This is a genomic window from Bisbaumannia salifodinae (assembly GCF_055388505.1).
Window position 1 is genome coordinate 56,154 of sequence record NZ_AP043781.1, and the last position, 21,879, is coordinate 78,032.

A 21,879-nucleotide genomic window follows, 5' to 3' on the forward strand; every position below is an offset into this window, starting at 1 on the left:
TCGTCATGCGTTCTTCCCTGCTTGTCTCCCTGGCCGCCTGCGGTTGCCTCGCCGCGCTTCCCGCCATCGCCGCCAGCGTGACCCTGCATCGGATCTCCCCGGAGGGCGTCGGCGACGCCATCGGCGAGGTCGAGCTGGCCGATGGCGATCACGGCCTGCTGCTGACGCCGAGCCTCGAGGGCCTCGAGCCCGGGGTCTACGGCTTCCATGTGCACCAGAACCCCAGCTGCGAACCCGCCGAGAATGCCGAGGGCAATGTCGTGGCGGGCCTGGCCGCGGGGGGCCACTATGACCCTGACGAGAGTGGCGAACACGCCGGGCCCTACGGGGGCGGGCACCTGGGTGACCTGCCGGCGTTGGGTGTCGATGCCGAGGGGCGGGCCAGGGTGCCGCTGCTGGCGCCGCGGCTGTCCGTGGAGGACCTCGCCGGACGTAGCCTGATGATTCATGCCGGCGGCGACAACTACAGCGACGAGCCGGCGCCCCTGGGCGGCGGCGGTGCCCGCATGGCCTGTGGCGTCGTGCCATTTTAACTCGCCGATGCAAACCACGACGGCCCCGCCAATGGCGGGGCCGTCGTGGTTCTGGGCGGGGTCGTCGTCGATGTCAGCCGGAGGTGGCGGCCTTGGTGCCGCCGCCATGGCTGCCGCGCTGCATCAGGAACAGCAGGGCGCCGATGGCCAGGCCGGCGACATCGGTGTAGATACCGCCGTAGATCATGCACAGGGCCCCGACCAGCATCAGCAGCCGCTGCCAGGCCTTCACCGGGCCGAAGAACCAGGCCTGGACGGCGGCGGCCAGCAGCACGATGCCCAGGGTGGCGGTGACGCCGACCCGCAGGATCTGCAGCCAGGAGCCCTCCATCAGCAGCGCCGGGCTGTAGAAGAACATAAAGGGCACGATAAAGGCCGCCAGGCCGACCTTGAAGGAGGTCACCGAGGTGGCCATGGCATTGGCCCCGGAGATGCCCGCCGCGGCATAGGAGGCCAGGGCCACCGGTGGGGTGATCGCCGAGACCACCGCGAAGTAGAACACGAAGAAGTGCGCCACCAGCGGCTGGATGCCGATATTGATCAACCCCGGCGCGACCACCGAGGCGGCCACCGCATAGGCGGCGGTGGTGGGCATGCCCATGCCCAGCAGGATGGAGATACACATGGCGAAGAACAGCGCCAGCAGCTGGCTGACTCCGGCCAGGCCCAGCAGCAGCGAGGAGAAGCGCGCGCCGACGCCGGTCAGCGAGATCACCCCGACGATCAGGCCGGCGCAGGCGCAGACGGCGATGATCTGGATCGACATGGTGCCGGCCAGCTGCAGTGCCTTGAGGATTGCCCGTGGCCCCATCTTGTAGGGGGAGAGCCAGCTGACCACGGCGGCGGAGGCGGTGGCCAGGGTGCCGGCGCGGATCACCGAGTAGCCCATGAACAGCGCCGCGATCAGGATCACGATGGGCGCGAACAGGTAGACCTGCTTGACCAGGCGGCGGAACTGCGGGATCTCCTCCTTGCGCATGCCCTGCATGCCCTTCCGGGCGGCCTCGAAGTCGACCATGAAGTAGACGGAGGCGAAGTAGAGGATCGCCGGAATCAGCGCCGCCACGGCGATCTCTGTGTAGGGGATGCCGGTGATCTCGGCCATGATGAAGGCGCCGGCGCCCATGATCGGCGGCATGATCTGCCCGCCGGTGGAGGCGGCGGCCTCGATGGCCCCGGCGCTCTTGCCCGGGTAGCCGACCTTCTTCATCAGCGGAATAGTCAGCGAGCCGGTGGAGACCACGTTACCCGCCGAGGTGCCGTTGATCATGCCCATCAGCCCGGAGGCGAAGATCGAGACCTTGGCGGGACCGCCCCGGGCGCGGCCGGCGGCGGCGAAGGCGAAGTTGACGAAGTAGTCGCCGACCTTGGAGGCCTGCAGGAAGGCGGCGAAGATGATGAACAGGATGATATAGGTGGACGACACCGCGGTGGTCGGCCCGAGGATGCCGGCGTCGGTGTAGACCTGGCTGAAGAAGCGCTGCACCGAGAGCCCGGGATAGCCGAGGAAACCGGGCAGGTAGGGGCCGGCGAAGACATAGGCCAGGAACAGCACGGAGATGATCACCAGGGCCAGGCCGGCGACCCGGCGGGTCAGCTCGAGGATCAGCGCCGAGCCGGCGATGGCCGCATAGGCGATGCCCGGGGGCGCGAAGGCGGTGCCGGTGGACATGCGCATGGGGGTGTTATAGATCAGCAGCAGGTAGGCGGCGCTGGCCACGGCGCAGGCCATCAGCGCCAGGTCGGCGGAGGCCAGGCGCTCGCGATGCTGGCGCTGGAACCAGGAGAGCACGATGGCGGCGAAGGTGGCCAGCATCAGCGGGTAGCCGAAGTGCCAGGCCTCCACGGCGGCATCGATGCGCATGGCGCCGCCGGCCAGGGTGCGCTGCATCAGCCACACCTGCAGCAGGGCATAGGCGGCCGGCAGCAGCAGCAGGTAGCCGAGCCCCTTGACCCAGGGGCGGCTGCCGGGTTGGTCGGGCTCGCTGAAGCGCACGCCGGTATAGAGGGCGAAGCCGAGAATCAGGGCGCCACAGATATGCACGATGCGATAGGACCAGGTCTCCATCGGCAGCACATTCAGGCTCACCAGGTGGAAGACGGCGTAGGTGATGGCCAGCACCGCGAAGAGGATCCACTGCCAGCCGGTATAGAGGCGGCGATTGGACTCCACCGCCTCCTCGTCGACGCCCTGGGCGATGGCCTCGGGCGACGGGTCGTGGGTTGATTGGGTCATGCGAGATTCCCCCTGAGGGACGAACGATTAGGGATCGAAGGGGCGAGCCGCCCATGGGCGGCCCGCGACGGGCGCTTAGCGGATCAGCGCCGGGTCGATCTCATAGCCATTCTCGGTGAACCAGCGCGCGGCGCCCGGGTGGAAGGGCAGCACCTGGTTGTGGACCACGTTCTCGGGGATGGTAGTGACGGCGCTGCGGTGGATGCTCTGCATGCGCTCGTTGTTCTCCATGGTCAGGCGAGTCGCCTCATAGACGAAGTCCTCCGGCAGGTCGCAGCGGGCGATGGCGAAGTTCCACATGGAGACCGCCCGGGCATCCTCCTCCAGGGTGGTGTAGGTGCTGGCGGGGATCGAGAACTCGGCCACCGGGAAGTGCTCCAGGGTGGTGGCCAGCTCCTCCTCGTTGAACTCGATGATGTTCACGTCGCTCTGCACCTCCAACTGGCTGACCGCGGGAATCGGGATGCCGGCGGCGAAGGCGATCACGTCCAGCAGGCCGTCCTGGAGCTGGCCGCCCAGGTCGGTCCAGCCGCCGTTGCGACGCTCGAAGTCGACGCCCAGGGTCTCGAGGATCGCCGGGAAGTAGGTGTCGGAGGTGGAGCCGGCGGGACCGAAGCCGATCCGCGCGCCGTCGGGGATCTCGCTGATGCTGGTGATGCCGCTGCTGGACAGGGCGGCAATCGAGAAGGGCGTCTCGTACATGGGGAACATGGCGCAGGCGTTGTCCAGCACCATGCCCGGGGCCAGCGGGCTCTGTCCCGATACGGCGTCGGCGGCGGGGCCCATGGTGGTCATGCCGAAGGCGATATCGCCGGTGTGCACCAGCGCCAGGTTCTGCACCGGCCCGCCGGTGACTTCGCCGCCGCCGGAGAGACCCAGTTCGTCGGCGATCATATTGGCCCAGCCGGAACCATAGACGAAGTAGGTGCCGCCCTGGCTGGCGGTGCCCATGGTGAAACTCTCGGGCCAGTCGCTGCGATCGGCCTGGGCGGCGCCGGCGGCCAGCAGGCTGCCACCGAGGGCGAGGGTGAGGAGCGGGCGTGAGGTAAGGCGCATGGCGTCTCTCCTGAGGCAGTTATGATTGTGGGAGTTGCCTCCTGACTATAGCCAAATACGCGCCACCCTATTCTTAGTCCTTTTTTATCAATGGGTTGGGGTCTTCTCTTTCGACCTTGGTCGAAGCCTTCGGCGGCCCATCTGTGCGGAGCTTCGCACGCCGGCGTGCCATGGCCGTGCGGGAATCCGCACGGCCGGCGAGAGGAAGGAACGGGGGCCCGGTGGCGAGCCCCGCGGGTCATGACTTCTTGGGGTCGAGGATCTTCACCGTCTGGAGGGTATCGCGGGCCTGGCTCTCGCGGATGCGGTTGACCCGGGTCTCCAGCTCCTGGGGCGTCTCCTCCTCGATGGGCAACTGCTCGAAGAAGTCGCAGCTGACGCACTCCCGGTAGCGCACCCCGTGCTGTTCCCAGGCGCGGATCCGATCCATCTCCGCACAGCGGGGGCAGATGGCGCCGGCGATAAAGCGTTTCTGGACAATCATGGTTGGGGCCTCTCGATGGCCGCCGGGCGAGAACCGGCGGCGAAGAATTCAGGCGGCGCGAATCCCGCTATGGCGCAGCAGCGGTTCGATGCTGGGTTCGCGGCCACGGCATGGAGAGCACGGAACAGCTCGGCGGCTCAAGCGGCACGAATCCCGCTATGGCGCAGCAACGGTTCGATGCTGGGCTCGCGGCCGCGGAAGGCGCGGAACAGCTCGGCGGCATCCCGGGCGCCGCCCTGCTCGAGGATCTCGTGGCGGAAACGCGCGCCGGTGGCGGCGTCGAAGGTGCCGGCCTCCTCGAAGGCGCTGTAGGCGTCGGCGGAGAGCACCTCGGCCCACTTGTAGCTGTAGTAGCCCGCCGCATAACCGCCGGCGAAGATATGGCTGAAGCCGTTCTGGAAGCGGTTGACGCCGGAGCGCGGTACCACCGAGACGGCGTCGCGCACCTCGTCGAGCAGGGCCTGCACCCGGGCCGCACTCGGCGAGCGCAGCTCGTGGTGGAGGCGGAAGTCGAATAGCGAGAACTCCAGCTGGCGCGCCATGCCCATGGCGGACTGGAAGTTGCGGGCCGCCTGGAGGCGCTGGAAGAGCGCCTCGGGCAGGGGCTCGCCGCTCTCCACATGGCCGGCGATCAGGTCGAGGCCCTCGCGCTCCCAGCAGAAGTTCTCCATGAACTGGCTGGGCAGCTCCACCGCGTCCCAGGCCACGCCGTTGATGCCGGAGACATCCGCCACCGTCTGCTTGGTGAGCATATGGTGCAGGCCGTGGCCGAACTCGTGGAAGAGGGTGGTGACCTCATCGTGGGTCAGCAGGGCCGGCTTGTCGCCCACCGGGCGGGTGAAGTTGCAGGTCAGGTAGGCCACCGGCAGCTGCAGGCCGCCATCCTCGCAGAGGCGCCGCACCCGGCACTCGTCCATCCAGGCGCCGCCGCGCTTGCCTTCCCGGGCATAGAGATCCAGGTAGAAACCGGCGATGGGCTGGCCCTGCTCGAGGATGCGGTAGAAGCGCACGTCGGGGTGGTAGCGGGGCGCCTCGGGGTCTTCGGCGAAGCTCAGGCCATAGAGGCGTTCCACCACCTGGAAGAGGCCATCGATGACCCGCGGCGCCGGGAAGTAGGGGCGCAGCTGCTCCTGGGAGATGGCGTAGCGGGCCTCGCGCAGCTTCTCGCTGGCGTAGCCGATATCCCAGGGTTCCAGGCGTTCGAGGCCCAGCTCGTCCCGGGCATAGGCGGCCAGCTCGTCGAACTCCTCCCGGGCCTGGGGCACGGCGCGGCGGGCCAGGTCGTCGAGGAAGTCGAGCACCTGGCGGGGCGACTCGGCCATCTTGGTGGCCAGGGAGTAGTCGGCATAGGTGGGAAAGCCCAGCAGCTCGGCGAGCTCCTGGCGCAGGGCCAGGGTCTCCTCGATCACCGGGGCATTGTCGAACCGGCCGGCCTGGGGGCCCTGATCCGAGGCCCGGGTCACGTAGGCGGTATAGACCTCCTGGCGCAGCGCCCGGTCGTCGGCATAGCTGATCACCGGGTAGAAGCTGGGGAAGTCCAGGGTGATGCGGTAGCCCGCCTCGCCCTTGGCCTCGGCATTGGCGCGCAGGGTCTCCCGGGCGCTGTCGGGCAGGCCGCTCAGGGCGGTGGCATCGGGCAGCGACTTGTGCCAGGCCTGGGTGGCGTCCAGCACCTGGTTGGAGAAGCGGTTGGAAAGCTCCGAGAGGCGGCTCTGGATCTCGCCATAGCGCTGTTTCTGGGCCGGCGGCAGGTCGACCCCGGCGAGGCGGAAGTCGCGCAGGCTGTTGTCGATGCTGCGCTGCTGGGCCTGGTCGAGGCGGGTAAAGGCGGGGGAGTCCTTGAGGGCCTGGTAGGCGCGGAACAGCCCCTCGTGTTGGCCCAGCCAGGTGCTGTAGTCGGAGAGCTTGGCCAGGCAGGCCTGGTAGGCCTCGCGCAGCGCCTCGGAGTTCATGGTGGCGTTGAGGTGCGAGACCGGCGACCAGGCCTGGGAAAGGCGGTCGTTGAGGCTCTCCAGGGGCGCGGCGAGGCTCTCCCAGGTGGGTGGCTCCTGCTCGGCCCGGGCCACCAGGCGCTCGATGGCCTCGCGGTTCTCGCTCAGCAGCCCCTCGATGGCCGGCACGACATGGTCGGGCAGGATCTGGCCGAAGGGCGGCAGCTCATGGGTCTCGAGCAGGGGATTATGTGACATGCGGGCCTCGTCGCTAGCGGATAATAGCCCTTAGATGGGGATGCGACGGCGGGGTTTCAATCGCCGGTGCTGGAATGGCTCAGGGGCGCTGGGGGTAGGTCGGAGCGGGGGGCCTATGCCAGGGGTGAGGAGCACTGCTCCGAACGGGCTGGCCAGGGATGGCCAGCACCGGCCCTGCAAGCGGAGCAGGATGCGAGAGCGAAGCAGGGCATCGGTAGCGCCCAGGAAGGGGTTCACAGCGCCCCGCGATGGCCTGCCCCCAGGATAGCCCCGGGCCTTAGCCAAGTAGGGGGCTGAACTATCGACGCTAGGCGGATTGGCCGGCCTGGACTGGCCTGCTAGGCTTGCGCTCCTATCGTCGACCCAGGTCGGCCCGTGACACAAGGACAGCTCGAATGATGCACGAGACCCTGGAGCGCTGGGGCTCCCAGCGCGCCTTTATTCTCGCCGTGACCGGCGCCGCGGTGGGGCTGGGCAATATCTGGCGCTTCCCCTATATCACCGGCGAGAACGGCGGCGCGGCCTTCCTGCTGCTCTATGTGGGTTTCGTGGCCCTGCTCGGCCTGCCGGTAATGATGGCCGAGATCATGATCGGCCGCGCCGGGCGCCGCAGCCCCATGCAGTCGCTGCTGCAGCTGGCCAACCAGGCCGGCGCCACGCCCCACTGGCGCTGGCTGGGCTGGTTCGGCGGCGTGACGGTGTTCCTGATCCTCTCCTTCTATTCGGTGGTCTCCGGCTGGTCCATCGAGTATCTGGTGGAGGCGCTCAACGGCGACTTCGTCGGTAGTTCGCCGGCGGAGGTGGGGGCCAACTTCGAGGCCTTCCTGGCCGACCCCCTGCGCATGACCTTCAACCACACCATCTTCCTGCTGCTGACCCTGTCGGTGGTGGCCGCCGGGGTCGCCAATGGCCTGGAGAAGCTCAACAACCTGATGATGCCGCTGCTCTACCTGTTGTTGCTGGTGCTGGTGGGCTACGCCTCGACCACCGACGGCTTCGGCACCGCCCTGGTCTGGCTCTTCCGGCCGGATCTCTCGGCGGTGACGCCGGTGGTGGTGATGCATGCCATGGGCCACGCCTTCTTCACCCTGGCGGTGGGGGCCTGTGCGCTGATGGCCTATGGCGCCTATATGCCCGATCATCAGAGCCTGCCCCGGGCCGCGCTGGCGGTGGCGGCGCTGGACGTCGCCGTGGCCCTGCTGGCGGGGATCGCCATCTTCTCGGTGGTCTTCTCCCAGGGCATCGATCCCGGCGAGGGCCCCGGGCTGATGTTCGTCACCCTGCCCATCGCCTTCGCCGAGCTGCCCTGGGGGCAGCTGTGGCTGGGGCTCTTCTTCCTGCTGCTGTTGATGGCTACCTGGACCTCCTCCATCAACCTGGCCGAGCCCATGGTGGCGGGCCTGCAGGGGATCGGGCTCAAGCGTGGTCAGGCCGCCGCCCTGGTCGGGGTGGCGGTATGGCTGGTGGGGCTGCTGTCGGTGTTCTCCTTCTCCAGCCTGGCGGAGGTGCACTGGATCGCTGGCATGAACTTCTTCGAACTGGTGACCACCGTGCCCACCGAGTATTTCCTGCCGCTAGGGGGGCTCTTGATCGCCATCTTCGCCGCCTGGGTGGTACCCCGGGATATCGCCCTGCGGGCCCTGGATGCGGGCCCCACCGGCTACCGGGTATGGCGGACGGTGGTACGCTATGTCTCCATTCCGCTGACCTTGGTGGTGCTATTCTCCACCCTGATCTGATAAAGCGGGCGATTACGCCCCGGGAGCGACACGATGCAAGAGGCACTGCGTAGTCATCGCGGCCTGACCCCCCGCCTCGGCGAGCGGGTCTATGTGGACCCCGCCAGCGTGGTGGTGGGCGATGTGGTGCTGGGCGACGACAGCTCGGTATGGCCCATGGCGGTGATCCGCGGCGATATGCACCGCATCCGTATCGGCGCGCGCACCAGCGTCCAGGACGGCAGCGTGCTGCATATCACTCATGCCAGCGACTACAACCCCGGCGGCTATCCGCTGACCATCGGCGACGAGGTGACCATCGGCCACAAGGCGGTGCTCCACGGCTGCACCCTGGGCAATCGCATCCTGGTGGGCATGGGCGCCATCGTCATGGATGGCGCCGTGGTGGAGGACGAGGTGATCATCGCCGCCGGCGCCGTGGTGACCCCGGGCAAGCGCCTGGAGAGCGGCCATGTCTATGCCGGCAACCCGGCCAAGGCACTGCGCCCCCTGAAGGAGGCGGAGCGGCACTTCTTCGCCTATAGCGCCGGCAACTATGTAAAACTCAAGGACCAGTATCTGGAAGAGTAAGCAACTGATTGTTTTCTCGGGTCATGCCGGGCGATAATCTGGTTATTTATCCAGTTATCGGGAGTCTCTCGCCGGCATGGCGAATTTTCATACCCATCTCGGCGTGGCCAGCTCCTTGGGCGCCCTGGGTGCCTGCGTCGGTTGGCAGGCCGGGCTCTGGTCGGGCCTGGAGGCCCTGCCGCTGCTGGGCCTGGTGGCCTTCGGCGGCATCCTGCCGGATATCGACTCCGATCACTCCCGGGCCATCCGCCTGATCTTCAATCTGTTTGCCGTGCTGGCGGTGGTGGGCGGTGCCCTGCTGCTGCAGGGGCGACTCTCCCCCGGCGAGCTGCTGGTGGCCTGCGGCGGACTCTATGTGGGGGTGCGCCACCTGGCCGGCGGCGTCTTCAAGCGCTTTACCGTGCATCGCGGTATCTGGCACTCGCTGCTGGCGGCGGGGTTGTGCGGCCTGGTGACCACGGCCCTGAGCTACCGGCTGCTGGCCCAGGAGGCGGGCCTGGCCTGGGCCCAGGGGCTGGCGCTGTTACTGGGCTGCGTGATTCATCTGCTGCTGGACGAGCTCTACAGCGTCGACCTGGTGGGGGCGCGCATCAAGCGCTCCTTCGGCTCGGCCCTGAAGCTCTGTGACCTGCGCGAGCCGGGCAATTCGGCGCTGATGCTGCTGCTGGCGGTGGGGCTACTGCCCTGGCTGCCCCCCTGGCCCTCGCTGATGGAGCTGCTGGGTCAGGGCGCTTATCTGCTACCGCGCTGGCAGTAGCTACTTTTCAGGGGCACCGCTGCTGGAATGGCTAAGGGGCGCTGGGGGCAGGGCAGAGCGGGGGTCCTATGCCAGGGATGGCATCGGTAGCGCCCAGGGAGGGGTTTACCGCGCCCCGCGAAGACCTGCCCCCAGGGTAGCCCCGGGCCTCAACCTAACTGCGATGGTTCCCCCCTCTCAATGGCGGTATTCATCGGCGCGTAGCCCGTACTTCTTTAATTTGTCGTAAAGCGTTTTCCGGGGCAGGCCCAACTGCTCGCAGGCGCCGGGCACATTGCCCCGCTGGCTGATCAGCGCCTGGCTGATCAGGCTTTTCTCGAACAACTCGACCTGCTGGGGCAGAGGCAGGCCGCCGTTGTCCGGGGTGGCGCCCTCCAGCAGGGCCTCGAGGCGGTAGTCGTAGGCGGCGCCCAGCAGCACATAGCGCTCCGCCAGGTTGCGCAGCTCGCGCACATTGCCGGGCCAGTCGTGGGCCAGCAGGGTCGAGATGCCGGCGGCATCCAGGGGCGGGGCCTCCAGGTCGCTGCGGTTTCCGGCCACCAGGGCGAAGTGCTGGAAGAGCAAAGGGATATCCTCGCGGCGCTCGCGCAGCGGCGGGATCGGCAGGGTCACCACATTGAGGCGGTAGTAGAGGTCCTCGCGGAAATCGCCGGCCTCGGCGGCGGCCCTGAGGTCCACCTTGGTGGCGGCGATCACGCGAATATCCAGGGTCACCGGCTCGTTGGCGCCGAGGCGCTCGATGCAGCGCTCCTGGAGCACCCGCAGCAGCTTGACCTGCAACGCCAGGGGCATGGATTCGATCTCGTCGAGGAAGACGGTGCCGCCGTTGGCATACTCGAACTTGCCGATGCGGCGCTCCATGGCGCCGGTAAAGGCGCCCTTCTCGTGGCCGAACAGCTCCGACTCGATGATGCTCTCCGGCACCGCGCCGCAGTTGATGGCCACGAAGGGGCCCTCGCCCCGGGCGCTGCGGGCGTGCAGGGCCCGGGCCACCAGGTCCTTGCCGGTCCCGGTCTCGCCGAACAGCAGCACGTCCGCCTCGACCCGACTGATGCGTTGCACCATGGCGGCCAGCTGCTGCATGGCCGGGGTACGCCCCACCAGGCGTGGCCCCGGGGCACCCTGCTGGGCCTCGAGCTCGGCCTTGAGGCGGCGGTTCTCCAGGCTCAGGCGGCGCTTGTCGATGCCGCGGCGCACCATCTCCACCAGGCGCTCGCCGGCGAAGGGCTTCTCCAGGAAGTCCCAGGCCCCCTGGCGCATCGCCTCCACGGCGGTGGAGATATCGCCGTGGCCGGTGATCAGGATCACCGGCAGGTCCGGGTCGCGCTGGCGGATCTCGGCGAGCAGCGCCATGCCGTCCATGCCGGGCATGCGGATATCGCTGATCACCACCCCGGGGAAGTCCTCGGGCAGGGCGGCCAGGGCCGACTCGGCGCTCTCGTGGGCCCGGGGCTCGTAGCCGGCCAGCTCCAGGGTCTGGCCGGTGGTGATGCGCAGGTGGGGCTCGTCGTCGATGATCAGGACCGGCGGGGCATCGGCGCTATCCATGGGAGTGTCGCTCCTGGGTGGCATGGGGCTCGGGCACCTCCGGGGATCGGTCCCGGGGCAGGCGAATGGTGAAGCGGGCGCCGCCCTCGGGCAAGTTCTCGGCCTGCAGGCGACCGCCCAGGTCGGCGATGATCCGCGAGGAGATCGACAGTCCCAGCCCCAGGCCGGTGCCGATCGACTTGGTGGTGAAGAAGGGCTCGAAGATCCGTGCCAGGTTCGTCTCCGGGATGCCGGGGCCGTTGTCCGCCACCTCGATACGCACCTCGTCGTCCTGGGCGTCGATGCCCAGGATCAGCCGCGGCGACGGCGTCTGGGCCATGGCCTGGAGGGCATTGCCGATCAGGTTGACCAGCACCTGCTCCAGGCGCACCAGGTCGGCGCGCACCCAGACCGGCGCCTCGGGCCAGCGCCGCTCCACCGTCACGCCATCCTGGTCGAGGCGGGCCCGGTAGAGGCGCAGGGCATAGCCGAAGCAGTCGCCCACCGAGACGCTGGTCAGTTGGTCGCCGCTCTTGCGGGAGAACTGCTTGAGCTGGGCGCTGATCTCCGCCATGCGTCCGGTGAGCTCGACGATCTCGGCCAGGTTGGCATCGGCGCGTTCGGCCTGCTGGCGCGCCAGGAAGGCGCGGGCATTCTCGGCGTAGGAGCGTACCGCCGCCAGGGGCTGGTTGAGTTCGTGATTGATGCCGGCGGCCAGTTGGCCCAGCAGGGCCAGCTTGGCGGCCTGGATCAGCTCGTCCTGGGTCTGGCGCAGGGTTTCCTCGGCACGGCGGCGTTCTTCGATTTCGTCGGAGAGGCGGCGATTGGTCTCCACCAAGTCATGGGTGCGGCGCGCCACGTTGCGCTCCAGCTCGTCCCGGGCCCGGGCCAGGGTCTGGCGCTCGCGCTCGGCGAAGTGCTCCCGCTGGCGGCGCAGGCGCTGTCGCTGCCAGCCCACGCCGGTGCCCAGCACCAGGATGCCGTAGAGGCCGCCGGCCAGCAGGGCGGCCTGCCACTGGGCGGCCTGCACCGGCGTCAGCGGCTTGAGGATATGCATCTCCCAGCCCAGCTCCGCCAGGGGCCTTGCCTGGCGCAGGAAGGTCTGGCCGTCGAGTGGGCCACGATCGAAGGTCACCAGGTCGCCATGCTCGCCGCGGCGCTCCAGCTGTCGCAGGCCCGAGGGGGCCAGGGGCTCGTCGGCGTAGCGGCGGGTGGCCAGCAGTCGCTGGCGTTCGGCGTCGCTCAGCGGGTGCAGGGCCGCCAGGCGTAGCTCCGGTCGGCTGGCCATGAAGATAATGCCCTGGCCATCCACCACCAGCAGCTCCGCCTGCTGCTCGGCCCAGGCGCTCTCCTGGGCATCCAGCAATACCTTGACCACCATGACGCCGGCGGGCTCGGTCTCGTCATCGGGGAGCCATACCGGCGCCGAGAAATAGTAACCCCGTTCCCGGGACAGCACGCCCAGGCCGTAGAAGCGTCCCTCGCGGCCGGCGATGGCGTCCCGATAGTAGCGGCGGAAGGCGTAGTTCTGGCCGATAAAGGTGTCGGGGCGGTGCCAGTTGCTGGCCGCCAGGGTGTCGGCGTGGCGGTCCAGCAGGTAGACATCGGAAACCTCGGCGATGGCCCGGAAGCCATCCAGCAGCACGTTGATGGCCTGGGCGCGACGCTCCTCGGGAGCGCTCAGGAAGCGCTGCACCGGCTCCCGGGAGGCGAGCAGCTGGGGCAGGTAGTCGTGGCGGGAGAGGTGACCGCGCAGCCCCGCCACCGAGAGGCGCAGCTCGTTGTCGGCCTCCTCCTGCAGGCGATCCAGGGCCTGTTCCCGGGCCACCTGGGTCGCCGGCCAGATCACCAGGGCCAGGCCCAGCAGGATCAGCAGCGCCAGGGCCAGGCGCAGACCGCGGCGTGTCATGGGGCGGCGTGGCTCTGGGCGCGACGCAGGGCGCGCTGGGCCCGGGTCTCGGCGCGCTCCAGCTCCAGCAGGCCCTCCTCGACGAACACCAGGTGCTCATGGGCGCGCTCCCGGGCCTGTTCGGCGTCGCCGGCGAGGATCGCCTCGAGCAGGGCGCGGTGCTGCTCCATCAGCCGCGGTCGCGAGTCGGGCTTCTCGAACAGGTAGGCCAGGTTGTCGACGATGCTCTTCTCCAGCAGATGGAAGATGCCGCGAATGGTGTGCAGCAGCAGCACATTGTGGGCGGACTCGGCGATCGCCAAGTGGAAGGCGGCATCCGCCTTGGCCTCCTGCTCCGGGTCGCGACCGGCATAGCTGGCCTCGAGCTCCTCGAAGCGCTGCACCAGCAGTTCCTTGTCGGCGGGGGTGGAGCGCAGCGCCGCATAGTAGGCGGAGAGCCCCTCCATGGCATCGCGGAACTCCAGCAGGTCGAGGTGAAACTCCTGGTGGCGGGCCAGCATCTCCAGCAAGGGGTCGCTGTAGCGGGTGTTGAGCTCCTGGGTGACGAAGGTGCCGCCGCCCTGGCGGCTGGTCAGCAGGCCGCGGGCGGCGAGTTTCTGGATCGCCTCGCGCAGGGAGGGGCGGGAGACACCGAAACGCTCCGCCAGCTCGCGCTCCGGGGGCAGGCGCTGGCCGGGAGTGAGGCTACCTTCGATGATCATCGACTCCAGCCGTTCGGTGATCACGTCGGCGAGGCGGGGCTGTTTGACGGTCTGGTAGGTCATGGCGTCCTGCGCGGCAATGTTACAATTGGTAATACCAATTCTAAGGCATCCCCCCGTCTCGAGGCAAACTCGGGACGCCTGGACTTTTTCTCTATTTTCATTGGCTTATAAGGCCGGCACCGAGGCTTCTACTAAAGTCTAGGCGTCAATAAGTGGTAAATTGGGCGACGGTGTTTGACACGGTATTTGGCGGCCTTTTAAGGTGCCTCAACGCTAGCTGTAAATTGGTTTTACCAATTTAACCTTCGAGGGCGGTGACCATGCATCCTGCCCCAGGAGACGCCATGACCCCCATCAAGTGTTATCCCCCCAAGCCGCCGAGGGTCTACCTCTTCGGCACCTGCCTGGTCGACCTGTTCTTCCCCGAGGCGGGCCTCGATGCCGTGCGCCTGCTGGAACGGGAGGGCATCGCGGTGGATTTCCCCGAGGATCAGACCTGCTGTGGCCAGCCCGCCTATACCTCGGGGTATCAGGACGAGGCCCGCGCCGTGGCCGCGGCCCAGCTCGACCTCTTCCCCGAGCCCTGGCCCATCGTGGTGCCGTCCGGCTCCTGCGGCGGCATGCTGCGCCACCACTACCCCAAGCTGTTTGCCGGCACGCCCCTCGAGGCCAAGGCCAATGAGCTGGCGGGGCGAGTCTTCGAGCTGACCGAGTTCCTGGTGCATGTCTGCCATCTCGAGCTGGAGGATCGCGGCGCTCCGGAGACGGTGGCCATGCACACCTCCTGCAGCGCCCGGCGCGAGATGGGGCTGGCGGAGACCGGGCCGGCGCTGCTCGCCCGACTGGGCCGGGTGACCCTGGTGGAGCAGGAGCGCGCCGCCGAGTGCTGCGGCTTCGGCGGCACCTTCGCGGTGCGTCACCCGGAGGTCTCGGCGGCCATGGTCGAGGACAAGAGTCGCGCCATCGAGGCGGCCGGGGCCGAGCGCTTCGTCACCTCCGACTGTGGCTGCCTGATGAATATCGCCGGGCGGCTCGCCCACCGTGACTCCTCGGTCGAGGGCGAGCATATCGCCTCCTATCTGTGGCGGAGGGTCGGCAAATGAGCCTCGAGACCCCCGGTGTGCAAACCTTCAGGCCCCAGGCCTTTCACCGCCAGGCCCATGATGCCCTGGGCAATCCGCAGATCCGCGCCAACTTCCGCGGTGCCATGGATGGCCTGATGGGCAAGCGCCGCGAGGCCTTCGCCGACTGGGAGCTGGAGCGGCTGCGCGAGCTGGGGGCCAGCGTGCGCCTGCGCGCCCTGGCTCAACTGCCGACGCTGCTGGAGCGGCTCGAGGCCAACTGCCAGGCCAACGGCATTCGGGTGCACTGGGCCGAGGATGGCGAGGCCGCCTGCCGGCTGATCCGCGAGCTCTGCGAGGCGCGGGGCGCCAAGGCAGTGATCAAGGGCAAGTCGATGGTCACCGAGGAGATGCACCTCAATGCCCACCTGGAGGCGGCGGGGATCGAGGCCCTGGAGTCGGACCTGGGCGAGTACCTGGTGCAGCTCAACGACCAGACCCCCTCGCATATCATCATGCCGGCGATCCACCTCAATACCGACGAGATCGCCGACGTCATGCACGACAAGACCGGCATCCCGCGCACCCGCGACGTGGACGCCATGACCGCCGCCGCTCGGGCCCAGCTGCGCGAGCGCTTCATGGCCGCCGACGTGGGCATCACCGGGGTCAACTTCGCGGTGGCCGAGACCGGCACCCTGTGCCTGGTGGAGAACGAGGGCAATGGGCGCATGACCACCACGGTGCCGCCGGTGCATATCGCCGTCACCGGCATCGAGAAGGTGGTGGAGCAGCTGCGCGACGTGGCGCCCCTCTATGCGCTGCTGACCCGCTCCGCCACCGGCCAGCACGCCACCACCTACCTCAACATGATCTCCGGGCCGCGGAAGTCCGACGAGCAGGACGGGCCGGAGGAGGTCCACCTGGTGCTGGTCGATAACGGTCGCTCCGCCATCTATCAGGACGACGAGCTGCTCGACACCCTGCGTTGCATCCGCTGCGGCGCCTGCATGAACCACTGTCCGGTCTATACCCGGGTCGGCGGCCATAGCTATGGCACCACCTACCCCGGTCCCATCGGCAGCATCCTGATGCCGCACCTGATGGGCCTGGAGGCCACCAAGGACCTGCCCACCGCCTCCAGCCTGTGTGGCGCCTGCGGCGAGGTGTGCCCGGTGAAGATCCCGATTCCCGACCTGCTGACCCGGCTGCGCCGGGAGGCGGTGGGGGAGGGGCGCGGCAACGTGCCCGGCGCCGGGAGCAAGCGCACCAGGACGGAGGCCGCCGCCTGGAAGGCCTGGCAGTGGCTGGCGACGCACCCCGCCGCCTGGCGCGGCGCCGCGGGGGTGGCCGGCAGGCTGGGGTCCCTGACGCCCAGCAGGCTGGGGCCCTGGAGCGACCATCGGGTCGCCCCCAAGCCCGCCCGGCACTCCCTGCATGCCCTGATCAAGCGTCACCGCTCGACCACCGACGAGGAGGGGCAGTCATGAGTGCTCGAGAGACCATCCTGGGGCGGCTGCGTCAGCGCCTCGACGGCCCCCTGACGCCCCCCGTCAGCGACTTCGCGGTGATGGGCGGGCGCGGCTGGAGCCGGGAGGAGCGCCTGCGTCGCTTCGAGGCCTGGATCACCTCGGTGCATGGCGAGGTGATTCACACCCCCCGGGCCGACTGGACCCAGGCCTTGGCCCGGGTGCTGGCCGACAAGGGCATCCGGCGCCTGGCCCTGGGGCGGGCTCACCCGGTCGCCGCCGAGGCCCGCGCCGCCCTGGCCGAGGCCGAGGTCACTTTGGTCGACGCCGACCGCCCGGTGGACGCCTGGCGGGAGGAGCTCTTCTTCCAGACGGAAGCGGGCCTGACCTCCACCGGCGGGGGCGTCGCCGAGACCGGCAGCCTGTGGCTCTGGCCGACCCCGGACGAGCCGCGGCTGCTGAGCCTGGTGCCGCCGATCCATATCGCCGTGCTGGATGCCGAGGCGATCGAAGACACCCTCTTCGAGGCGATGGAGCGCCACGACTGGGCGGAGGGCCTGCCCACCAATGCGCTGCTGATCTCCGGGCCCAGCAAGACCGCGGATATCGAGCAGACCCTGGCCTATGGGGTTCACGGACCCCGAGAACTGGTGGTGCTGTTGCGCCACTAGCGTCATATCAACCACAGCAATAACAAAGAGGGGGCGCCGGCGGCGCCTCCCGGGGCCCCCTGCGCTCCGCTCGCCGCCGCGCCCCGGGGAGAACCTCAATGAACGACACGCTACTCTCGCTACTCGCCTTCGCCCCCCTGGCCCTGGCCGGGGTCCTGCTGGTGGGCCTCAACTGGCCGGCCCGGCGCGCCATGCCGGTGGTGCTGCTGGCCACCGTGGCCATCGCCCTGTTCGCCTGGGAGATGAGCCCGCTGCGGGTCACCGCCTCGGCGCTGCAGGGGCTGATCCTCACCGCGGCGATCCTGTGGATCATCTTCGGCGCCATCCTGCTGCTCAACACCCTCAAGCACTCCGGGGCGATCACCGCCATCCGCGGCGGCTTCTCGTCGATCAGCCCCGACCGCCGGGTCCAGGCGATCATCGTCGCCTGGCTGTTCGGCTGCTTTATCGAGGGCGCCTCGGGCTTCGGTACCCCGGCGGCGGTGGCCGCGCCCTTGCTGGTGGCGCTGGGCTTCCCGGCCATGGGGGCGGTGATGATCGGCATGATGATCCAGTCCACGCCGGTCTCCTTCGGCGCCGTGGGCACGCCCATCGTGGTGGGGGTCAGCGGTGGCCTGGATCGCGCCGCCATCGGCGAGCGCCTCATCGCCGAGGGCTCCAGCTGGGAGGTCTTCTACCAGTTGATTACCTCCGGGGTGGCGATCACCCATGCCCTGGTGGGCATCCTGATGCCGCTGCTGATGTGCATGATGCTGACCCGCTTCTTCGGTCGTAATCGCTCCTGGAAGGAAGGGCTGGCCATGGCGCCCTTCGCGCTCTTCGCCGGCCTCGCCTTCGTGGTGCCCTATGCCGCCGCCGGGGTCTTCCTGGGCCCCGAGTTCCCGTCGATGATCGGCGCCCTGGTGGGCATGGCCATCGTGCTGCCCGCCGCCAAGGCCGGCTTCCTGCTGCCCAAGACCCAGTGGGACTTCGCCCCGGCCAGCGAGTGGCCCGCGGCCTGGATGGGCAATATCGAGATCAAGCTGGATAGCCTGACCGGCAAGTCGCCGATGTCCCTGGTGCTGGCCTGGCTCCCCTACCTGCTGCTGGCGCTGCTGCTGGTGGTCTCCCGGGTCTTCCCGGAAGCCAAGGCCTTCTTCACCAGTTTCCTGGCCTTCGGCTGGAACGATATCCTCGGCGAGGCGGGGGTCTCCGGCAGCATTCAACCCCTCTACCTCCCCGGCGGCATCATGGTGCTGGTGGTGCTGGCCACCTTCCTGCTGCATCGCATGCGCCTCAACGAGCTGCGTGCCGCCCTGGGCGAGTCATCGCGGACCCTGCTGGGCGCCGGCTTCGTGCTGATCTTCACCATTCCCATGGTGCGCATCCTGATCAATTCCGGGGTCAACGCCGCCGACCTGCCCTCCATGCCGGTGGCCATGGCGGAGCTGGTCTCCGGGGCCGTGGGCCAGGTCTACCCGCTGTTCGCCTCCAGCGTGGGCGCCCTGGGGGCCTTTATCGCCGGCTCCAATACCGTCTCCAACCTGATGCTCTCCCAGTTCCAGTTCAGTGTCGGCGAGCTGCTGGGTGTCTCCGGCGTGCTGCTGGTGGCCATGCAGGCGGTGGGCGCCGCCGCCGGCAACATGATCGCCATCCATAATGTGGTGGCCGCCTCCGCTACCGTGGGGCTACTGGGACGCGAGGGGCGCGTGCTGCGCCTGACGGTGATTCCCACCGCCTATTACCTGCTCGCCTCGGGTATCCTGGCGCTGCTGGCGGTGGGCCTGGCGAGCGGCCTGGATCCCCTGGTGGGTGGCCTGATTGGCGGATAGGAGAGTGACGATGCAGACGACAGCCGTGGAGACCCTGGCGCCGGCCTACCGGGAACTGCTGGGGGCCCTGCGCCCCCACTTTCCCGAGGCGCGGCTGATCCATGACCCCTTGCGCACCCTGGCCTATGGCACCGATGCCAGCTTCTATCGGCTGATTCCCCAACTGGTGGTGCGGGTGGAAGACGAGGCGGAGCTGCAGCGGGTACTCGGCGAGTGTCGTGCCCGGCGGCTGCCGGTGACCTTTCGTGCCGCCGGCACCTCGCTCTCTGGCCAGGCCATTACCGACTCGGTACTGATCCAGCTGGGGCGCGGCTGGCAGGGCGCCGAGGTGCTGGAAGAGGGCGCGGCGATTCGCCTCGAGCCCGGGGTGATCGGCGCCCGGGCCAATCGGCTGCTGGCGCCCTACGGGCGCAAGATCGGCCCCGACCCGGCCTCCATCAATAGCTGCATGATCGGCGGGATCGCCGCCAACAACGCCTCGGGGATGTGCTGCGGCACCGCCCAGAACAGCTACCGTACGGTGCGCGATATCCGCGTGATCCTGGCCGACGGCACCCTGCTGGACACCGCCGATGCCGCCAGCGTGGCGGCCTTCCGCGAGAGTCATGGCGAGCTGCTGGCGGGCCTCGCGGGGCTGGCCGCCGAGACCCGCGCCAATGGCGAGCTGGCGGAGAAGATCCGCCACAAGTATCGGCTCAAGAACACCACCGGCTATGCCCTCAATAGCCTGGTGGACCATGCCGATGGCATCGAGATCCTCAAGCACCTGATGATCGGCTCCGAGGGGACCCTCGGCTTTATCGCCGCCATCACCTACCGCAGCGTGGTGGACGAGGCGCACAAGGCGGCGGCGCTGGCCTTCTTTCCCGATATGGCCACCACCTGTCGCGCCACCATCGCCCTGAAGCGCACGCCGGTGGCGGCGGTGGAGCTGATGGATCATGCCGCCCTGCGCTCGGTGCAGGACCGGCCCGGCATGCCGGAGTCGCTGCGTGGCCTCCCCGAGGGGGCGGCGGCCCTGCTGATCGATGTGCGTGGCGACAGCGAGGCGGAACTCCAGGCGCGGCTGGCCGAGGTGCAGGCCGCCCTGGAGGGGATTCGCACCCTGGAGCCGCTGACCTTTACCCGCGACGCCGACACCTACGCCGGCTACTGGAAGATCCGCAAGGGCCTCTTCCCGGCGGTGGGGGCGGTGCGCGAGACCGGCACCACCGTGGTGATCGAGGACGTGGCCTTCCCCATCGAGCGCCTCGACGAGGGGGTGGCAGCCCTGACCGCCGCCTTCCGGCGCCACGGCTATGGCGACACCATCCTCTTCGGTCATGCCCTGGAGGGAAATCTGCATTTCGTCTTCCCCCAGGGCTTCGAGAAGCCCGGCGAGGTGGAGCGCTACCAGGCGCTGATGGATGAGGTGGCCCAGTTGGTGGGCGTGGAGTATGGCGGCTCCCTCAAGGCGGAGCACGGCACCGGACGCAATATGGCGCCCTATGTGGAGCTGGAATGGGGCAGCGATGCCTATGCGCTGATGTGGGAGATCAAGGCGCTCTTCGACCCCGATAACCTGCTCAACCCCGAGGTGATCCTGAGCCGCAACGCCGAGCTGCACCTGCAGAACCTCAAGCCGCTGCCGGCGGCGGATGCCCTGGTCGACAAGTGCATCGAGTGCGGCTTCTGCGAATCGGTCTGCCCGTCGAAGCACCTGACCCTGACGCCTCGCCAGCGCATCGTGATCCGCCGCGAGTTGGCGCGTCTCGAGGCCCAGGGGGAATCGCGTGACGAGGCACGCCTGGAGACGCTGCGCCGGGCCTACCAGTATGACGGCGTGGAGACCTGTGCCGCCGATGGGCTCTGTGCCACCCAGTGCCCGGTGGGGATCAATACCGGGGACCTGGTGCGCGCCCTGCGTCATGAGGATAGTCAGGGGCAGGCGCGGCTGGCGCGGCGACTCGGGCATCACTTCTCCGGCACGACCCGGGTGGCTCGGGGGCTGCTCAACCTGGCCGGCGGCGGTCGCGCCGTCCTGGGAGAGGCCGCCATGGCGGCCTTCGGTCGCGCCGCGCGGCGTGTCTCCGGCGAGCGCCTGCCGCTGTGGCTCCCGAGCCTGCCCAAGGCGGCACCGATCCGCGTGCTCAAGGCCGCCGCCGGCAAGGAGCGGGGGCGTGACAAGGTCGTCTATCTACCCTCCTGCGCCACCCGGGTCTTCGGCGCCACCCATGGTGACGAGGAGTCGCGTTCGGTGATGGAGATCACTTTGGCAGTGTTGGAGAAGGCCGGCTTCGAGGCGATCATTCCGGCGATTCCGGGTCACCTCTGCTGCGGGATGGCCTTCCAGTCCAAGGGCCAGTTCGAGGAGGCGGCCCATAAGGCGAGGGAGCTCAACCGGGAGCTGCTGGCCGCCAGCCAGAACGGGCGCTACCCGGTGCTCTGCGATACCAGTCCCTGCACCCTGCGCATGCAAGAGAGTCTCGATGCCCGGCTCGCGCTGCTGGAGCCGGTGGCCTTCGCCCATGATCATCTGTTGCCGCGCCTCGATATCGTTCCGCTGGCCGAGCGTGTCGCCCTGCATGTGACCTGCTCCAGCACCCGCATGGGCCTCGCCGACAAGTTCGCCGCCCTGGCCCGGGCCTGTGCCACTGAGGTGGTGGTGCCGGAGGGTATCGGCTGCTGCGGCTTCGCCGGCGACAAGGGCTTCACGGTGCCGGAGCTCAATGCCTCGGCATTGACCGGTTTGGCGGAACAGGTCGAGGGCTGCGAAGCGGGGTATTCCAATTCCCGCACCTGCGAGATCGGGCTGAGTCAGCATGGCGGCATCCCTTATCGCTCGATCCTGTCGCTCCTGGATCGGGCCAGCCGTCCGCGTACGGGAGGCGGCGCCGAGGCCGGCTGAAAGTTTTTTACCAAAGTCCTTGCAGGGGCGCGGGTTAATCCGTAAAGTACGCATCCGCTGCCGGCGACGGACATCGTGGCCAGCGGCAATGAGTGGCAAAAGTGCTTGTTTCTGTTGGGGTTTTCGAAACCCTCTCGCGAAAATCGAGATTGACAGAACGGCCGGATGCGGTAGAATGCATCGCCACACCGACCGGCCCGTCGCCGGCTCGGATGACCGCAGGTCGCTGCTTCGCAGTCCGCCTCGGGGTCGCCGAGCAGGGCTTGACAGCAGCGG

General features: G+C 68.6%; 16 protein-coding genes. 9 read left to right on the forward strand and 7 right to left on the reverse strand.

The window, feature by feature from the left end; all coding sequences use genetic code 11:
* The first annotated feature begins 5 nt into the window (after nt 1-5).
* Nucleotides 6-533, forward strand: a complete 528-nt coding sequence (sodC, locus tag ACZ5EF_RS00255; protein WP_346062184.1) for a superoxide dismutase [Cu-Zn] SodC — start codon at nt 6-8, stop codon at nt 531-533.
* Nucleotides 534-606: 73 nt separating this feature from the next.
* Here sodC and ACZ5EF_RS00260 read toward each other — a convergent pair whose 3' ends face one another.
* From ACZ5EF_RS00260 to prlC, 4 genes are all read right to left on the reverse strand, one after another.
* On the reverse strand, nt 607-2,769 hold the full coding sequence (locus ACZ5EF_RS00260; protein ID WP_346062185.1) for a TRAP transporter permease: 2,163 nt from the start codon (nt 2,767-2,769) through the stop codon (nt 607-609).
* Between the two features lie 75 nt (nt 2,770-2,844).
* Complete coding sequence (locus ACZ5EF_RS00265) at nt 2,845-3,825, reverse strand: TAXI family TRAP transporter solute-binding subunit (protein WP_346062186.1); 981 nt, start codon at nt 3,823-3,825, stop codon at nt 2,845-2,847.
* 238 nt (nt 3,826-4,063) lie between these two features.
* A complete protein-coding gene (locus tag ACZ5EF_RS00270) occupies nt 4,064-4,309 on the reverse strand; it encodes a YheV family putative zinc ribbon protein (RefSeq protein WP_346062187.1) in 246 nt (81 codons plus the stop codon).
* Nucleotides 4,310-4,446: 137 nt separating this feature from the next.
* Entirely contained in the window at nt 4,447-6,498 is a 2,052-nt protein-coding gene (prlC, locus tag ACZ5EF_RS00275; protein WP_346062188.1) for an oligopeptidase A, read from the reverse strand.
* Nucleotides 6,499-6,896: 398 nt separating this feature from the next.
* On the opposite strand from prlC, the gene ACZ5EF_RS00280 reads away from it, so the two are divergent.
* From ACZ5EF_RS00280 to ACZ5EF_RS00290, 3 genes are all read left to right on the forward strand, one after another.
* Nucleotides 6,897-8,237, forward strand: a complete 1,341-nt coding sequence (locus tag ACZ5EF_RS00280) for a sodium-dependent transporter (RefSeq protein WP_346062199.1) — start codon at nt 6,897-6,899, stop codon at nt 8,235-8,237.
* Between the two features lie 33 nt (nt 8,238-8,270).
* Nucleotides 8,271-8,807, forward strand: a complete 537-nt coding sequence (locus tag ACZ5EF_RS00285) for a gamma carbonic anhydrase family protein (RefSeq protein ID WP_346062189.1) — start codon at nt 8,271-8,273, stop codon at nt 8,805-8,807.
* Nucleotides 8,808-8,883: 76 nt separating this feature from the next.
* On the forward strand, nt 8,884-9,564 hold the full coding sequence (locus ACZ5EF_RS00290) for a metal-dependent hydrolase (protein ID WP_346062190.1): 681 nt from the start codon (nt 8,884-8,886) through the stop codon (nt 9,562-9,564).
* Nucleotides 9,565-9,741: 177 nt separating this feature from the next.
* On the opposite strand, the gene ACZ5EF_RS00295 is transcribed toward ACZ5EF_RS00290, so the two are convergent.
* From ACZ5EF_RS00295 to ACZ5EF_RS00305, 3 genes are read right to left on the reverse strand one after another with little or no spacing between them, the layout of a single operon-like run.
* A complete protein-coding gene (locus ACZ5EF_RS00295) occupies nt 9,742-11,112 on the reverse strand; it encodes a sigma-54-dependent transcriptional regulator (RefSeq protein WP_346062191.1) in 1,371 nt (456 codons plus the stop codon).
* Entirely contained in the window at nt 11,105-13,000 is a 1,896-nt protein-coding gene (locus tag ACZ5EF_RS00300; RefSeq protein WP_346062192.1) for a sensor histidine kinase, read from the reverse strand. Before ACZ5EF_RS00300 ends, ACZ5EF_RS00295 begins: the two co-directional genes overlap by 8 nt.
* Entirely contained in the window at nt 12,997-13,764 is a 768-nt protein-coding gene (locus tag ACZ5EF_RS00305; protein WP_346062193.1) for an FCD domain-containing protein, read from the reverse strand. Before ACZ5EF_RS00305 ends, ACZ5EF_RS00300 begins: the two co-directional genes overlap by 4 nt.
* A gap of 284 nt (nt 13,765-14,048) precedes the next feature.
* Between ACZ5EF_RS00305 and ACZ5EF_RS00310 the strand changes: the two genes are divergently transcribed.
* From ACZ5EF_RS00310 to ACZ5EF_RS00330, 5 genes are all read left to right on the forward strand, one after another.
* Nucleotides 14,049-14,807, forward strand: a complete 759-nt coding sequence (locus tag ACZ5EF_RS00310; protein ID WP_346062194.1) for a (Fe-S)-binding protein — start codon at nt 14,049-14,051, stop codon at nt 14,805-14,807.
* On the forward strand, nt 14,804-16,255 hold the full coding sequence (locus ACZ5EF_RS00315; RefSeq protein ID WP_346062195.1) for a LutB/LldF family L-lactate oxidation iron-sulfur protein: 1,452 nt from the start codon (nt 14,804-14,806) through the stop codon (nt 16,253-16,255). The genes ACZ5EF_RS00310 and ACZ5EF_RS00315 overlap by 4 nt, the downstream gene beginning before the upstream one ends.
* Entirely contained in the window at nt 16,252-16,905 is a 654-nt protein-coding gene (locus ACZ5EF_RS00320) for a LutC/YkgG family protein (RefSeq protein WP_346062196.1), read from the forward strand. Before ACZ5EF_RS00315 ends, ACZ5EF_RS00320 begins: the two co-directional genes overlap by 4 nt.
* Nucleotides 16,906-17,003: 98 nt before the next feature.
* Nucleotides 17,004-18,716, forward strand: coding sequence for an L-lactate permease (locus ACZ5EF_RS00325; protein WP_346062197.1), 1,713 nt, complete (start codon nt 17,004-17,006; stop codon nt 18,714-18,716).
* A 10-nt stretch (nt 18,717-18,726) separates the two neighbouring features.
* On the forward strand, nt 18,727-21,603 hold the full coding sequence (locus ACZ5EF_RS00330; RefSeq protein ID WP_346062198.1) for an FAD-binding and (Fe-S)-binding domain-containing protein: 2,877 nt from the start codon (nt 18,727-18,729) through the stop codon (nt 21,601-21,603).
* Nucleotides 21,604-21,879: the final 276 nt, after the last annotated feature.

Bases quoted from the DNA above. Each gene is read 5' to 3' on its own strand.
- sodC (WP_346062184.1), top strand. From the start codon at position 6: ATGCGTTCTTCCCTGCTTGTCTCCCTGGCCGCCTGCGGTTGCCTCGCC.
- ACZ5EF_RS00260 (WP_346062185.1), bottom strand. From the start codon at position 2,769: ATGACCCAATCAACCCACGACCCGTCGCCCGAGGCCATCGCCCAGGGC.
- ACZ5EF_RS00265 (WP_346062186.1), bottom strand. From the start codon at position 3,825: ATGCGCCTTACCTCACGCCCGCTCCTCACCCTCGCCCTCGGTGGCAGC.
- ACZ5EF_RS00270 (WP_346062187.1), bottom strand. From the start codon at position 4,309: ATGATTGTCCAGAAACGCTTTATCGCCGGCGCCATCTGCCCCCGCTGT.
- prlC (WP_346062188.1), bottom strand. From the start codon at position 6,498: ATGTCACATAATCCCCTGCTCGAGACCCATGAGCTGCCGCCCTTCGGC.
- ACZ5EF_RS00280 (WP_346062199.1), top strand. From the start codon at position 6,897: ATGCACGAGACCCTGGAGCGCTGGGGCTCCCAGCGCGCCTTTATTCTC.
- ACZ5EF_RS00285 (WP_346062189.1), top strand. From the start codon at position 8,271: ATGCAAGAGGCACTGCGTAGTCATCGCGGCCTGACCCCCCGCCTCGGC.
- ACZ5EF_RS00290 (WP_346062190.1), top strand. From the start codon at position 8,884: ATGGCGAATTTTCATACCCATCTCGGCGTGGCCAGCTCCTTGGGCGCC.
- ACZ5EF_RS00295 (WP_346062191.1), bottom strand. From the start codon at position 11,112: ATGGATAGCGCCGATGCCCCGCCGGTCCTGATCATCGACGACGAGCCC.
- ACZ5EF_RS00300 (WP_346062192.1), bottom strand. From the start codon at position 13,000: ATGACACGCCGCGGTCTGCGCCTGGCCCTGGCGCTGCTGATCCTGCTG.
- ACZ5EF_RS00305 (WP_346062193.1), bottom strand. From the start codon at position 13,764: ATGACCTACCAGACCGTCAAACAGCCCCGCCTCGCCGACGTGATCACC.
- ACZ5EF_RS00310 (WP_346062194.1), top strand. From the start codon at position 14,049: ATGACCCCCATCAAGTGTTATCCCCCCAAGCCGCCGAGGGTCTACCTC.
- ACZ5EF_RS00315 (WP_346062195.1), top strand. From the start codon at position 14,804: ATGAGCCTCGAGACCCCCGGTGTGCAAACCTTCAGGCCCCAGGCCTTT.
- ACZ5EF_RS00320 (WP_346062196.1), top strand. From the start codon at position 16,252: ATGAGTGCTCGAGAGACCATCCTGGGGCGGCTGCGTCAGCGCCTCGAC.
- ACZ5EF_RS00325 (WP_346062197.1), top strand. From the start codon at position 17,004: ATGAACGACACGCTACTCTCGCTACTCGCCTTCGCCCCCCTGGCCCTG.
- ACZ5EF_RS00330 (WP_346062198.1), top strand. From the start codon at position 18,727: ATGCAGACGACAGCCGTGGAGACCCTGGCGCCGGCCTACCGGGAACTG.